This window comes from Rhizobium grahamii (genome assembly GCF_009498215.1).
Lineage (GTDB): Bacteria > Pseudomonadota > Alphaproteobacteria > Rhizobiales > Rhizobiaceae > Rhizobium > Rhizobium grahamii_A.
In genome coordinates, this window is the sequence record NZ_CP043498.1 from 1,599,428 (window position 1) to 1,614,265 (window position 14,838).

12 protein-coding genes are annotated in these 14,838 nt (G+C 61.1%); 2 read left to right on the plus strand and 10 right to left on the minus strand.

Going from position 1 to position 14,838, the window contains the following annotated elements; all coding sequences use genetic code 11:
- Positions 1 to 28 precede the first annotated feature (28 nt).
- Positions 29 to 1,009 (plus strand): zinc ABC transporter substrate-binding protein ZnuA, encoded by a 981-nt coding sequence (gene znuA / locus FZ934_RS07970; protein WP_153270625.1) that lies wholly within the window; start codon positions 29 to 31, stop codon positions 1,007 to 1,009.
- An 81-nt stretch (positions 1,010 to 1,090) separates the two neighbouring features.
- Positions 1,091 to 2,296, plus strand: a complete 1,206-nt coding sequence (locus tag FZ934_RS07975; RefSeq protein WP_153270626.1) for a GTP-binding protein — start codon at positions 1,091 to 1,093, stop codon at positions 2,294 to 2,296.
- Between the two features lie 213 nt (positions 2,297 to 2,509).
- Here the strand turns inward: FZ934_RS07975 and FZ934_RS07980 are convergent, their stop codons facing one another.
- The 10 genes from FZ934_RS07980 to FZ934_RS08025 all read right to left on the minus strand — a co-directional run bounded on the left by FZ934_RS07980 (position 2,510) and on the right by FZ934_RS08025 (position 14,702).
- A complete protein-coding gene (locus FZ934_RS07980) occupies positions 2,510 to 2,818 on the minus strand; it encodes an RcnB family protein (RefSeq protein ID WP_153270627.1) in 309 nt (102 codons plus the stop codon).
- A gap of 166 nt (positions 2,819 to 2,984) precedes the next feature.
- Entirely contained in the window at positions 2,985 to 4,598 is a 1,614-nt protein-coding gene (locus FZ934_RS07985; RefSeq protein WP_153270628.1) for a glycoside hydrolase family 43 protein, read from the minus strand.
- A gap of 95 nt (positions 4,599 to 4,693) precedes the next feature.
- Positions 4,694 to 5,725 carry an L-glyceraldehyde 3-phosphate reductase gene (mgrA, locus tag FZ934_RS07990; RefSeq protein WP_153270629.1) on the minus strand — a complete coding sequence of 344 codons (1,032 nt, stop codon included), beginning with the start codon at positions 5,723 to 5,725 and terminating at the stop codon, positions 4,694 to 4,696.
- A gap of 68 nt (positions 5,726 to 5,793) precedes the next feature.
- Complete coding sequence (locus FZ934_RS07995; protein ID WP_153270630.1) at positions 5,794 to 6,927, minus strand: Gfo/Idh/MocA family protein; 1,134 nt, start codon at positions 6,925 to 6,927, stop codon at positions 5,794 to 5,796.
- Between the two features lie 8 nt (positions 6,928 to 6,935).
- The gene (locus FZ934_RS08000) at positions 6,936 to 7,697 is read right to left on the minus strand and encodes a sugar phosphate isomerase/epimerase family protein (protein ID WP_153270631.1); all 762 of its coding nucleotides are present in this window, start codon (positions 7,695 to 7,697) and stop codon (positions 6,936 to 6,938) included.
- Between the two features lie 42 nt (positions 7,698 to 7,739).
- Positions 7,740 to 10,205, minus strand: a complete 2,466-nt coding sequence (locus FZ934_RS08005; RefSeq protein WP_153270632.1) for a beta-mannosidase — start codon at positions 10,203 to 10,205, stop codon at positions 7,740 to 7,742.
- Positions 10,206 to 10,330: 125 nt separating this feature from the next.
- On the minus strand, positions 10,331 to 11,416 hold the full coding sequence (locus tag FZ934_RS08010) for an ABC transporter ATP-binding protein (RefSeq protein ID WP_153270633.1): 1,086 nt from the start codon (positions 11,414 to 11,416) through the stop codon (positions 10,331 to 10,333).
- A gap of 3 nt (positions 11,417 to 11,419) precedes the next feature.
- Entirely contained in the window at positions 11,420 to 12,346 is a 927-nt protein-coding gene (locus FZ934_RS08015) for a carbohydrate ABC transporter permease (RefSeq protein ID WP_246737880.1), read from the minus strand.
- Positions 12,347 to 12,350: 4 nt separating this feature from the next.
- Positions 12,351 to 13,256: a carbohydrate ABC transporter permease gene (locus FZ934_RS08020; RefSeq protein WP_065694012.1), complete on the minus strand. Its 906-nt coding sequence runs from the start codon at positions 13,254 to 13,256 to the stop codon at positions 12,351 to 12,353.
- A 210-nt stretch (positions 13,257 to 13,466) separates the two neighbouring features.
- Positions 13,467 to 14,702: an ABC transporter substrate-binding protein gene (locus tag FZ934_RS08025; protein ID WP_153270635.1), complete on the minus strand. Its 1,236-nt coding sequence runs from the start codon at positions 14,700 to 14,702 to the stop codon at positions 13,467 to 13,469.
- Between the last annotated feature and the right edge of the window lie 136 nt (positions 14,703 to 14,838).

Below are 14,838 nucleotides of genomic sequence, written 5' to 3' on the forward strand. Positions count from 1 at the left end.
ACAATTGCAATTCAAGCGGAGTACACCGATGAAAATCGCGATGGCCCTTACCCTCGCAGTCCCCGCCATCTTCTTTGCCGAGGCGGGCAGAACGGCGGATGCGCCTGTCGTGGTCACCTCGATCAAGCCTGTTCATTCGTTGGTATCGGCGATCATGCAGGGGGTCGGCACACCCGAACTGATCGTCGATGGCGCTGCCTCGCCGCACACCTACAACATGAAGCCATCGAACGCGCGGGCGCTGCAGAACGCCAAGGTGGTGTTCTGGGTCGGCCCCGGGCTCGAAGCGTTTCTGGAGAAGCCTCTGGAGGCGATCGGGTCAGACGCCGTCGTCGCCGAGCTCGACAAGGCGCCGGGGCTCACCAAGCTCAAGTTCCGCGAAGGCGGCGCCTTCGAGCCGCACTATGACGGCGACCACGACGATGCAGATCACCATGACAGCGATGGGCACGATCACGCCGACGCCGATCATGACCACGCTCATGGAGCATTCGACACGCATCTCTGGCTCGATCCGCAGAATGCCAAGGCCATGGCTGCCGAGATCACCACCACTCTCGTCGCAGCCGACCCCGCCAATGCCCTCACCTACCAGGCCAACGCCAAGACGCTGGACGACAAGCTCGACGCACTGGACAAGGAAATCACCGGCATCGTATCACCGGTCAAGGACAAGCCGTTCATCGTCTTCCACGACGCCTACCAGTATTTCGAGAACCGCTATCACGTGCGGGTCGCTGGCTCGATCACCGTCAGCCCTGAAACGATCCCCGGCGCGGAACGCATTGCGGAGATTCACAAGAAGGTCGGTGAACTCGGCGCCACCTGCGTATTCGCCGAACCGCAGTTCCAGCCGCGACTGGTCGATGTCGTGATCGAGGGAACCAAGGCGAAGGCCGGCGTCCTCGATCCCGAGGCCGCCACGCTCGATGCCGGGCCGGACCTCTATTTCGACCTCATGCACGGTATTGCCAACAGCATGAAGGACTGCCTCTCGAGAGAAAGCTAAGCCAGACACGGCGAAGGCGGACCTCGCAGTCCGCCTTTTTCAGCACAATGAATGTAACTATATAACATATCGGATCATTCAATGAATACGAAGCTTCCCGTAACGGTGCTGTCGGGCTTTCTGGGCGCCGGCAAGACCACGCTGCTCAACCATATCCTCGGAAACCGTCAGGGCTTGCGCGTCGCCGTGATCGTCAATGACATGAGCGAGGTCAACATCGACGCCGCCCTGGTACGCGATGGTGGCGCCAACCTGTCACGAACAGACGAAGCCCTGGTGGAGATGACGAACGGCTGCATCTGCTGCACGCTGCGTGACGATCTGCTGAAGGAAGTCCGCCACCTGGCGGAACAGGGGCGCTTCGATTACCTCCTGATCGAAGCGACGGGAATTGCCGAACCTCTGCCTGTTGCGACGACCTTCGATTTCCGCGACGAGAACGGCGAAAGCCTCTCCGACACCGCCAGACTCGATACAATGGTCACGGTGGTCGACGCCGCCAACCTGCTCTCTGACTATTCGTCCGCGGACTTCCTGGCCGATCGCGGCGAAACCGCAGGCGATGGTGATGTCAGGACGATCATCGACCTGCTGGTCGAGCAGATAGAGTTCGCCGATGTGATCGTCCTCAACAAGATCGGTACTGCGACGCCGGCTGAACGCCAGGCAGCCCGCCAGATCATCGTCGGGCTCAATCCCGATGCCAGACTTGTCGAAACTGACTTCAGCCAGGTCGACCTCAGCGATGTATTGGGAACGGGACGCTTCGACATCGATCGCGCCGAGATGCATCCCCTCTGGTACAAGGAACTGCATGGCTTTTCCGACCATGTACCGGAGACCGAGGAATATGGCATCCGCTCCTTCGTCTATCGGGAAAAGCGGCCCTTCGAACCGGCCAAACTGCAGCGTTTCTTCGATACCGCCTGGCCTGGCGTCGTCAGGGCGAAAGGTTTCTTCTGGCTCGCGACGCGCCCGCATCACGTCGGCGAAGTCAGCCAGGCCGGGGCGCTGCTGCGGACGAGCAAGATGGGGCTCTGGTGGTCCTCTGTGCCCCGCGAGCGATGGCCGGACGACGAACGCTTCCTGACGGCCATATCGCCCTATCTCGACCCCATCTGGGGCGACCGCCGGCAGGAAATCGTCTTCATAGGCAGTGATCCCATGGACGAGGATTGGATACGGCGGCAGCTCGATGCCTGCCTTGTGCCAGAGCAGACCTTCGTACCCGAAAAATGGCGCGGGCTGCCGGATCCCTTCGCGAGTTGGGAAGAGCGCGTGGCGTGACGACGCAAGTTCCGAAACCCTATCGCTATCACTGCGAGGAATGTGAGCCCCTGCCACCGATTGAGGAATTGGCTGCGCCACCACGAGCGGAAGCTCCGACAGGAGCCTTGGTTCGGGTGGCCGCCGCGGTGCAACGGTTCCTGCGCAAACAGACACCCGATTGAATCAGAAGGGCGGCATTCAAGCCGCCCCTCCACATATCAAGCATGGCGCTTAGCGAATGACGATATTCGCAATCACGCTGCCCGAACCGATGAGCAGGAAGTCTCGATCGACCTGCACCCAGCGATAGCCGCGTGGCGGAGGCGACAGGCGGTAGCGATGATAATCGCGCACGTCGCGCATGTTGCGGCGTTCGGCAGGCGTCATGCGGTGGCCACGCGACCACTTGTACTTCTTGACGTGAACATCGCGCTCCACAACAACCGGCCGACGGTGATCCTGGGCGCTCGCTTCGGTCGTCGCCAGCAGCGGAGCGGCAATCACGGTAGCGGCGAGAAGGAGGGTGGTGAGCTTTTTCATTGGGAGGTTCCTTTGTGTTGAACACGCCCAGAACCTAGGCCCAAAAAGATGAACCGAAACTGAAACTTAGATTAAACTTCTGTAATTATAACAAATACTTAAAAGCATATACTAAATTAAAAGATGCGATATCGCCCGGGTTTCCGGGCGATATCGGGCGTCTCGATCAAAGCTCGTCGTAATTGAACCAGTCGAAATCTGCCGTCTTTGCGCGCCCGGACGTATCGAAGGCGAAGACCCCGGCGAAGGCGCCGGTAAACGAGCCGTGCTCGCCGCGCCCGCCTTCATCGGAGACGACGCCGGCATCGAGCACCGGACCGATCAGCTGCCACGCCCCCTTGCCTTCCGTCTGCCAGAAGAACTGCAGGTCGTTGTCCCTGATTTCCATGGAGAGCTGCACGCGTCCCTCCGCCGGTATGGCGATGCCGCTGCCTGCCGGGAAGCTCAGGCGGCTGTTTGGGTAATCGCCATCGCAGGAAAAGATCGTGACGCAGCGTCCCAGCTTTTCATGCAGGGTCACGCCGATCGCATGGAACTTGTGCCTGTTGTAATAGTGGGTCAGGCCGGCGACCTGCTGGTAGGTGTCGGGGTCGAACTCGACCACCGTCTCAGCCCGGAAGCTATGATGCTCCTGCCGACGGGCGACCAGAGACTGTTCGAACCACGAGCCGATGCTTTCGCGCGCGATCAGTCGCAAGTGCCCTGCCCGGTCGGTCAGGTTGAAGATGCGCTCCGGCTTCGGCGTACGCAGCCACTGGAAGTCGGCAGGTAGACTGCCGCCGTCGAAACTGTATTCGCTGCGCATGGGCTTCTCGGCGGGCACGGCACCAGCCAGTCCCGGCACGCTGACATCGGGAACGGTGGTGCCATTTTCGAGATAGAGCCAGCCATCCTCCTTCCAGACGCATTTCTGCAGGCTGGTTTCGCGCCCGAGCGTGCAGCGGCGCTTCGGCGGCATCGGCCGGCCGCAGAGATGCGTGTGATAGACCTGCCCGTCAGGCGTCTCGACATACTGGCCGTGCCCTGCCCGCTGCAGAACCGCTTCCGGATGATCCTTCGCGGTGATGAGGTGCTTGTTCGGATGCATCTCATAGGGACCGTCGATGGTGCGCGAACGCGCCATCGTCACCGCATGATCGTAGCCAGTGCCGCCCTCGGCAGTCGTCAGGTAGTAATAACCGTTGCGCTTGAAGAGATGCGGTCCTTCGACCAGACCAAGCGGGCTGCCGGCGAAGATGTTCTTGATCGGCCCTTTCAGCGACTTCGTCGTCGCGTCCCATTCCTGCATCAGGATGCCGTCGAACGCAGGCGACTTCGGCGCGCCGCCGAAGCTTTCGGTGCGGTGGTTCCACTGCATGTTCAGGAACCACTTGCGGCCGTCATCGTCGTGGAACAGCGACGGGTCAAAACCGGAGGAGTTCACGTAGACCGGTTCGGACCATTCGCCCTCGACCGTTGGCGAAGTCACGATGTAGTTGTGCGCGTCCTTGAAGTTGCCGTCGAAGCGCTTGACGTCGGTATAAACCAGCCAGAACAGCCCATCGGCGTAGGACAGACAGGGAGCCCAGACGCCGCAACTATCAGGATTACCGCGCATGTCGAGCTGCGACTGGCGCTCGAGCGGCCGCCGCACCATCGTCCAGTTCACGAGATCGCGCGAATGATGGATCTGGACGCCGGGATACCATTCGAATGTCGAGGTGGCGATGTAGTAGTCATCCCCGACACGGCAGATCGATGGGTCAGGGTTAAAGCCCGGCAGAATAGGGTTGCGGATCATGGTGAAGTCTCCTCCCTGAAATACGCGCGCAGCTTGCGGCACGCACATCAAAACTCATTCAAAAAACGCCCGGAAGGTCGTTCCGGGCGCTCAGGTTACTCGCGTTCCGCGGACTTGGCCCACAGATTGATGTCAGCCTCACGGGCGTAGCCATCGATCTCCTTGAGCTCTTCTGCCGTGAAGTCGAGATTGTCGAGCGCCTTGACGCAATCGACGATCTGCGACGAGCGGCTGGCGCCGATCAGCGCCGAGGTCACGCGGTCGCCGCGCAGCACCCAGGCGATCGCCATCTGCGCCAGCGTCTGGCCGCGGCGTTCCGCGATCTCGTTGAGCTTGCGGATGTTGTCGATGATCTGCGGACGGATGAAGTCCTTCTTCAGGAAGTGGTTCTGGGCCGCACGGCTGTCGCCAGGAATACCGCCGAGATACTTCGTGGTCAGCATGCCCTGCGCCAGCGGCGAGAACACGATCGAGCCCATGCCGACCTCGTCAAGCGTATCGAGCAGCTTGTCGTCCTCGACCCAGCGGTTGAGCATGGAATAGCTCGGCTGGTGGATCAGGCAGGGCGTACCGAGGTCCTTCAAGATAGCTGCTGCCTCGCGGGTGCGCTGCGAATTGTAGGACGAGATGCCGACGTAGAGCGCACGGCCCGAACGAACGATATGATCGAGCGCACCGCAGGTTTCCTCAAGCGGCGTATCCGGGTCGAAGCGGTGCGAATAGAAGATGTCGACATAGTCGAGGCCCATGCGCTTCAGGCTCTGGTCGCAGGACGCGATCAGATACTTGCGGCTGCCCCACTCGCCATAAGGACCCGGCCACATGTCGTAGCCAGCCTTGGACGAGATGATCAGTTCGTCGCGCAGACCGGAAAATTCCGTGCGCATGATCTCGCCGAAGGCGGTTTCGGCGCTGCCGGGCGGCGGACCGTAGTTGTTGGCGAGGTCGAAATGCGTGATGCCGAGATCGAAGGCCGTGCGGCACATGTCGATCTTGCGGTCATGCGGCGTGTCGCCGCCGAAATTGTGCCAGAGGCCAAGCGAAACGGCCGGCAGCTTCAGGCCGGAGCGGCCCGTGCGGTTATACTTCATCTTTGAATAGCGGTCGGAAGCCGGTTGCCAGCTCATTATATTCATCCCTCGTATAGAAGCGGCGCGGGCTCGTCGCCCGCGCCGGACCATAGACCTTTAGGCACTTACTTCAAGAGCGCCTGCGCCTCTTCGATGCCAAGTGCGGCCGGCTGCGTGCAGGTCGTCGTCAGCTCGATGAAGCGGCCCTCCTCGCCCGACTTCAGGATCGACGTCATGACGTCGACACCGTGCAGCGTGCGGTCGAGCGAGCAACGCGCATCGCGGCCCTCGATGATCGCCATCGCCATGTCGGCAAGGCCGGCGGTGCGGTAGTTGGCGCGCGGTCCCTGCGGGCTCTCCTGGTTGTTGATGCCGAAGGGGTGCTCCCAACCGTCGAGCGGCTTGATGTCCTTGTCCTTGCCGCTGGCCTCTACGACGCCGCCGAAGAAGTTCGGATCCGGCACATAGATGGAGCCCTCCGTGCCGTAGAGTTCCATGTTGGCGTGGCGGTGAGACCAGACATCCCAGCTTGCCGTCAGCGTGACGGTCGCACCGCTGACGAATTCCAGGATCGCCTGGATCGTCGTCGGCGTCTTCACCGGGATCACCTCGCCGTTGCGTGGCTCGCTGGTGATCGTACGGGTCGGAGAAGCCATGGAGGTCATGGCGCCGACGCGCTTCACCGGACCGATCAGGTTGATCAGGTTGGCGATGTAGTAAGGACCGAGATCGAGGATCGGGCCGCCGCCGGGCAGGAAGAAGAAGTCCGGGTTCGGATGCCACATCTCCATGCCCGGGCTCATGACATAGCACGCACCCGAGGTGACGCGGCCGATGCCGCCGTCGTCGATGAACTTGCGCGCAAGCTGATGCGCACCGCCGAGGAAGGTGTCCGGCGCGCAACCGACGGAGAGGTTCTTCTCCTTGGCGATGCGACGCAGCTCCTCACCCTGCTCGAGGGTGAGAACCAGCGGCTTTTCCGAATAGACGTGCTTGCCGGCTTCAAGGATCGACTTCGAAACCGGGAAATGCGCATCCGGGATGGTCAGGTTGACGACGACGTCGACCTCGTCATTGGCGAGAAGCTCGTCGATCGTCTGCGCCTTGACGCCGTATTCCTCGGCGCGGGCCTCGGCCGCTTGCATATTGAGGTCGGCGCAGGCGACGATCTTGAGGCCCTTGAAGAGCGGGGCCAGCGAGAAGTAGGTGGTGGAGATGTTGCCGCATCCGATGATGCCGACGCCAAGTTCCTTGGTCATGATTTGCCTCAGTAGGTCTTGAAGGATGCGATCGAGCGGGTGATCAGGCGATCGACATCGGCCGGATTGTCATGCTCGACGACGTAGTGCTTGGTCTTGGTGCCCTTCAGCGCCGCGACGAGATTTGCCCAATCAAGCGTGCCATGGCCGACATCCGCCCAGCCGTCTTCGTTCTTGTTCTCGCCAGCCGGTGCAATGTCCTTGACGTGCGCCGAGGTGATGCGCGAGCCGAGCTTTTCGATCCATGCAAACGGATCCGCGCCGCCACGAACGACCCAGGCGATGTCCGCTTCCCAGGAAATGTCAGGCGCGCCTTCGAAGATGCGCTCGATCGGCAGCGAACCGTCGGCGAGCTTCACGAATTCGAAGTCGTGGTTGTGCCAGCCGAACTCGTAACCCGCATCCTTGTAGGGCTTGCTCATTTCCTGCAGGCGCTTGCCGAATGCCAACCAGCCGGCACCGTCGGTGGGGCGCTGTTCCGCTGCCAGATGCGGCGCATAGATCGAGTCCATACCGAGAAGCTTGGCGATGTTCAGCGACTTCTTGACTTCACCGTCGAGGAAATCGGGGCTGAAATGGCCGCTCGCCATGACAAGACCGTTCTTGTCGAGTTCGGCGCGCAGGCTGTTCAGGCCGGCATCGTCGAGATCGGCATAGATGCCGCCGAAGCCTTCGACTTCCTGATAGCCGGCCTTGCCGAGCTTTTCGAAGATCGCCGAATAGGGCTGGAAGTTGCGGGCGCTATAAAGCTGGAAACTCAGTTTCGTCATACTATCCTCCTCGGGCCTCGTGCCCATTCATTTCAATCAGGATCAATCCACGGACTGACAGGATTGCAGGTCGTAGAAACGGAAATCCGGTAGTGCGCCGCCCGTAAGCGGCTTTGCCGGGGTGAAGGTGATGCGGCGCGTCTCGCCCGCCGCCAGATCGAAGGCATTGTCGGAATACTTGCCGTCGGTGTCGGTCTCGATCATCACGAAGAGCGCAAGTCCCTTGGCGGTGACGTTGAGGCAGACAGAGCCGTCTTCCTCGGCATATTCGTGCGTAACCATCAGACCCGCAGGCTCGAGCTCCAGCGCCTTGTAGGTGCCGTGCACGTAGTGCCCCTCGCCGCCCATGCCGTTCGATGCCGTGAAGCGCCAGGCAAGCAGCGTGCCCGAGGGGATCTCGGACACCTCGATGCTGGCAGCCGTCACCGCAGCGTCGGGCGTGCAGACCGCCTGCACATCCTTGAGGTGCTTGCGCTCGCCCTTCATGTCGATGATCGAGATCGACAGGTCGACGCTGACATCATCAAGCGTGTCGTTGACCAGCGAAAAGCGGATCTGCTTGCCGTCGTCGGATGGGATGGCGGCGACCGCGACCGGCTGGAAGAAGCGCTTGACCAGATAGTGCATCGCCTTCCAGCGACCGCCGTAATCAAGGCTCGACCACGACGCCACAGGCCAGGTGTCGTTGAGCTGCCAGTAGATCGTGCCCATGCAATGCGGCTTCAGCGACCGCCAGTATTCCACCGCCGTCTTGATCGCGAGACCCTGCTGGATCTGGCTGAGATAGACGAAGTTCGGGAAATCCTTCGGGAAGCGGAAATAGCGGAACATCGTGCCGGCAATGCGCTCGTTGCCACCGGCGTTCTTCTGGTGCAGCTCCATGACCGGCGACGCGACGTTCATGTCCTTGGCATCGGCATAGGTCTTGATGACGGGCAGCGAGGTGTAGGACTGGAAGCCGAATTCCGAGCAGAAGCGCGGGCGAACGGAACGGTAATTGTCGAATGACTTGTTCTCGTGCCAGACCGACCAGTAGTGCATGTCGCCGGAGCCGTCGGCATGCCAGGCATCGCCGAAATCGAGATAGCCCGAGGCAGGGCTCGACGGCCACCAGATCGCATCCGGCACAGCCTTCTTCATCGCCTGCTCGATCACCCGGTTGAGGCGGTCGTAGGAGACGAGATAGCGGTCACGATCCTTGCGCGATTCCTCGAACCAGGTGAGCGCGCCCACCAGCTCGTTGTCACCGCACCAGAGCGCAATCGACGGATGCGAGTTCAGGCGGCGAACCTGATAGTCGACCTCGAGCGCGACATTGTCGAGGAAGTCCTCGGTCGAGGGATAGAGATTGCAGGCGAACATGAAGTCCTGCCAGACCATGAGGCCCAGGCGGTCGCAGAGATCGTAGAAATGATCATGCTCATAGAACCCGCCGCCCCAGACGCGGATCATGTTCATGTTGGCGGACTTGGCCGATTGCAGCAGGTCCTCGGTCTTCTCCGGCGACGACAGCGAAAACAGCGCGTCGGCCGGGATCCAGTTGGCGCCGCGGCAGAAGATCTCGCGGCCGTTGACCTTCAGCGCGAAACGGGCACCGGCGGCGTCAGGTGTGGTGATGAGCTCGACGGTGCGAAGACCGATCTGCTTGGTGACCGCATCGGAAGGCAGATCGACGGTCAGCGCATAGAGCGCCTGATCGCCGCTACCCGCCGGCCACCAGAGGCGCGGCTTGTCGATCTCGAACACGTGGTTGACGACGGTCTCGCCGGCGCCAACGCCGACATCGAGCCGAACGCGCTCGCCGTCGAGCGAGAAATGTACGGGAACGATGCCGGGGTTCTTAGAGAACAGCGTCGCCGTGACCTTGAGATCGACGGAGCCGTCGAGATTGTGCACCTGCTGGGTGGTGACGTGCTCGATACGGGCGGTGTCGAGACGGCGCAACGCGATCGTGCCGTAAAGCCCGAGTGGTGCAATCGCGATATTCCAGTCCCAACCGAAATGGCACTGCGGCTTGCGCAGCATGTTACCGTTGGGGATCGGCGAGTTGCCGGTCGAATAAGGAATGTAGAACGGCTGCTTGCCCTGACGGTCCGCACCCGCCGCGATGCTCGAATGCAGCACGATGCGGATGATGTTCTCGCCGGATTTCAGATGGCTGCTGACATCGGGGCGGTAGCGGCGGAAACTGTTGTCGGCGACGAGCGCCGGCGAGCCGTTGATGAAGACGGCGGCCACTGTGTCGAGATAGTCGATATCGAGGTACCAGTTGCCATCGGGCTCCGACACCGTGAAGCTGCGCTCGATCGACCAGTCGCGATGCGCCACCCACTGCACGACCTCTTCGTTGCGGCCGAAATAGGGATCGGGAATGAGCTTGGCGGCATGCAGCGCCGAATGCACGTCGCCGGGAAGCGTGATCGGCGCGGTGATTTCACCATCCGTGGAGGTGAGCTTCCACGAGCCTGAGAGGTCGAGGTTGAACCCGTTGGTGGGCAAGGATGTCATAGCACTGTCCGATCAGGCCGCTCTTGGGAGAACCCGTCACCGGGCTGCGACCGAATGTGGTTGGCCGATAAGGCCGATTGGAAGAACGGGCGGAGCTTTTGCGGCCCCGCCCGCAGCGTAGTCGTCTAGAGGCGCAGTTCCGTCTCGGCGTCGAAGATCGACGCCAGCGACATGTCGAAGCCGAGCTTGACCTGTGAACCCGGGCTGAAGCGGCGGGCACCGTTGATGCGCACCGACATCGTATGGCCGGCATGCTTCAGCCAGAGCAGGTTGTCGGCGCCCATCGGCTCCTCGATATCGACGGTGGCGTCGTGCACTTCGGCGCCGAGATTCTCGTTGACCTTGATATGCTCCGGCCGCACGCCGAGCGTCACCTTTCGGCCCGCCTGCAGCGGCCCGCTCGCCTCATAGGCATCGACGTTGAAATCGACGCCGTTGGCGGTGAACACGGTGGCATCGCCCCGCTTGGCGATCTCGCCGCGCAGGAAGTTCATCGACGGCGAGCCGATGAAGCCGGCGACGAAGAGATTGCGCGGCTTGTTGTAGATCGTCGTCGGATCGGCGAGCTGCTGGATGATGCCGTTCTTCATGATCGCGATGCGGTCGGCAAGCGTCAGCGCCTCGATCTGGTCGTGGGTGACGTAGATCATCGTGTTCTTCAGCGACTGGTGCAGCCGCTTGATCTCGACGCGCAGCTCCGAGCGCAGCTTGGCGTCGAGGTTCGACAGCGGCTCGTCGAACAGGAATACGTCGACATCGCGCACCAGCGCACGGCCGATCGCCACGCGCTGCCGCTGGCCGCCCGAAAGCTCGGCCGGCTTGCGCTTCAGGAGTGGCTGGATCTGCAGGATCTCCGAGGCGCGGGCGACGCGCTTGTCGATCTCCTGTTGCGGGATATTGGCGACCTGCAGGCCGAAGGAGAGGTTCTTCTCGACCGTCATCTGCGGGTAGAGCGCGTAGGACTGGAACACCATGCCGATGCCGCGGTCCTTGGGCTCTTCCCAGGTGACGTTCTTGCCCTTGATGTGGATCTGACCTTCGCTGATATCGAGCAGGCCGGCGATGCAGTTGAGCAGGGTCGACTTGCCGCAGCCGGACGAGCCGAGCAGCACCAGGAACTCGCCGTCATTGATCTCGAGATTGAGATCCTTGAGGACGCTGACAGAACCGAAGTTCAGCGAAAGGTCTTTGATGGAAACGCTCGAATTCATGGATCAGCCTTTCACTGCGCCGGCGGCAATGCCACGGACGAACAGACGTCCCGAGACGAAGTAGACAACGAGCGGCACCAGACCCGTGAGGATCGTTGCGGCCATGTTGACGTTGTATTCCTTCACGCCCTGGACGGAATTGACGATGTTGTTGAGCTGCACGGTCATCGGGTAGTACTCCGGCCTGGTAAAGACGACGCCGAACAGGAAGTCGTTCCAGATGCCGGTGACCTGCAGGATCATGGCGACGACGAAGATCGGCAGCGACATCGGCACCATGATCTTCAGGAAGATCTGCCAGAACCCTGCCCCGTCGATACGCGCGGCCTTGAACAACTCCTGCGGCAGCGACGCGAAGTAGTTGCGGAAGAGCAGCGTCAGGATCGGCATGCCGAAGATCGAGTGCACGATGATCAGCCCGGTCAGCGTCCCGTAGATGCCGAGTTCGCGCAGCACGATGACGATCGGATAGATCATCACCTGGTAGGGAATGAACGCCCCTATCACGAGGATCGAGAAGAACAGTTCCGAGCCCTTGAAGCGCCAGTTGGCGAGCGCATAGCCGTTGACCGAGGCAATGGCGATCGACGCGATGACGGATGGTACGGTGATGCGCACCGAATTCCAGAAACCGCGCGAAAGACCGTCGCAGTTCAAGCCGGTGCAGGCCGTCGCCCAGGCCTTCACCCACGGCTCGAAGGTGATCTCCATCGGCGGCGAGAAGATGTTGCCCATACGAATCTCGGGCATCCCCTTCAGCGACGTGACGATCATCACGTAGAGCGGCAGCAGGTAATAGGCGGCAGCAACGAACAGCGTGCCGTAGAGCATGATGTTGCGCGGCGAGAGCACCCGCTTCGGCTTCTTGCCGTTCGGTCCGTCGAAGGACTTGACCGGTGCCAGTGCGACCTCGGCGGTCTTGAGAGCGATGGTATCAGGCACGTTTACGCCCTCCCCCGAATTCCAGATAAGCCCATGGAATGATGATGATCGCGACCGTGATTAGCATCATGGTCGAGGCGGCGAAGCCCTGCCCCAGGTTCTGCGCCTGGAACATGTAGTCGTAGACATACTTGGCCGGCACTTCCGACGAGATGCCCGGTCCACCCGACGTCTGCGCCACCACGAGGTCGTAGACCTTGACGATACCGGACGCGATGATCACGAGCGTCGTGATGAAGACGGGACGCATCATGGGGATGACAATGAACAGATAGGTCTTCCACATCGGAATGCCGTCGACGCGCGAGGCCTTCCAGATGTCCTCGTCGATCCCGCGCAGGCCGGCGAGCATCAGGCACATGACAAGGCCCGTTCCCTGCCAGAGAGCCGCGATCAGCACGCCGTAGATGACGATGCTTGGCGTATAGAGCGGATCGAAGGTGAAGCTCGTCCAGCCGAGCGAACGCACCACCGACTGCACGCCGAATTCGGGATTGAGTACCCACTGCCAGACAAGGCCGGTGACGATGAAGGACAGCGCGAAGGGATAAAGGAAGATCGTCCGGAACGCATTCTCGAACCGGATCTTCTGATCCATCAGCGCCGCCAGCGTGAAGCCGATGACGAGGCTGAAGATGAGGGATAGAACGCCGTAGACGGCAAGATTCTCGATGGAGACGATCCAGCGTGGTGCAGCCCAGAGGCGCTTGTACTGGTCGAAACCGACGAAGCTCAACCGTGGAAGGAGCTTCGAGTTGGTGAATGAGTAGAACACCGTCCACACCGTGCCGCCGAGAAAGATGACCACGGCGGTCAGGATCATGGGGATCGACGCAATCTTCGAGTTCAGATTGCGCAGTAACTGGTTTGGCCGGCCTGCTTTCGCTTGACCCGTCATTGTGACTCCTCCTGAATCGCAAGTCCTCTGTGATCCAGAGCGCGGACCGTCTCCGGTCAGCTCCTCTTTTCACTCCCGTCTGGAGACTGAATGCCCTCATCGGTCCATTTCAGTCTCGATCACTGCCGCAGCCGGGTCACTCAGAGAGTTCCGGGCAAATCCGGCTCCGTCGAAACGGAGCCGGACCGCAACAGTATCGGAATGCGACGATCAGTCGGCAGAGCCGATGATTTCAGCGAAGCGCTTCTGGGCAGCTTCAGGCGTCATCGACGGATTGGCGAAGAACTCCGAGAAGAGGTCTTCCTTCTGCTTCTGGCTGTCGGCCGAAAGCAGCTGGTCGGTGCCTTCGATCACGTTGCCCTTTTTCAGGATCTCGAGACCCTTCTTCATGCAGTCGTTGGCGGCTGCGAGGTCAACGTCGCCGCGAACCGGCAGCGAGCCCTTCTTCAGGTTGAAGGCAACCTGGGTCGTGGGGTCGAGCAGCGTCTTGGCGAGTACGTCCTGCGCTTTCGACTTTGCTTCATCCTTGAGCTTCGGGAAGTAGAAGGCATCACCACCGGTAGAGATGATCTCGTTCACGCCGAGGCCCGGAAGGCAGGTGTAGTCGGTGCCAGCCTTCTGGCCGGCCAGCGCGAATTCGCCCTGTGCCCAGTCACCCATGATCTGGCCGCCGGCCTTGCCGGTGATGACCAGATTGGTTGCCTGGTTCCAATCCTGGACATTGCTGCCCTTCGACATCTTGCGGGCGTCGTCTGCAGCCTTGAAGACCTTAGCGATCTCGGGACCAGCAGCTACGTCGGCATCCTTGTCCTTGAACACCTTGTAGAAGGTATCCTTGCCGGCGATTGCGACCAACAGCACGTCGAACGCGCCTGTTGCCTGCCACGGCTGACCACCGACGGCGAGCGGCACGATGCCGGCCTTTTCGAGTGCCGGTGCGGCAGCGACGAACTCATCCCAGTTCTTCGGCACTTCGACGCCGGCCTTCTTGAAGGCAGCGTTCGAAAGCCACAGCCACTGCCAGGAGTGGATATTGACAGGAGCGCAATAGATCTTGCCGTCGATCGTGCAGCTGTCGAGCAGGCTTGCCGGACGAATGATGTCCTTCCAGTGCTCGGCGGTGGCGACATCGGTCAGGTCGCGCATCAGGCCGGACTGCACCAGTTCCTCGGCCTGACGGCCATGGTTGAACTGGGTAGCGCCCATCGGATCGCCGCCGGTGATGCGGCTGACCATGATCGGACGCGCGGTGCCGCCGGAACCGGCGATAGCGCCGTCAACCCAGTGGTTGCCGGTCGCGTCGAATGCCTTGGCGAGTTCAGCCACGGCAGCGGCTTCGCCACCGGATGTCCACCAATGCGTGACTTCAAGATCGGTCGCGTTCGCCGCACCGAGCGGCAGCACGACGGAAGCGGCGAGCGCAGCCGCCATCAAACGAAAATTCATGAGTTCTCCTCCCTCACTGAAACGTTGCCGGAAAAACTTAGTTCAATCGATATTGGGGCGCAACAGCCACCCTCGAAAATTTTCTCGATGACTGTGCTTTAATACCAATGCCTGTCGAAAAGCACTCATTTTGAAC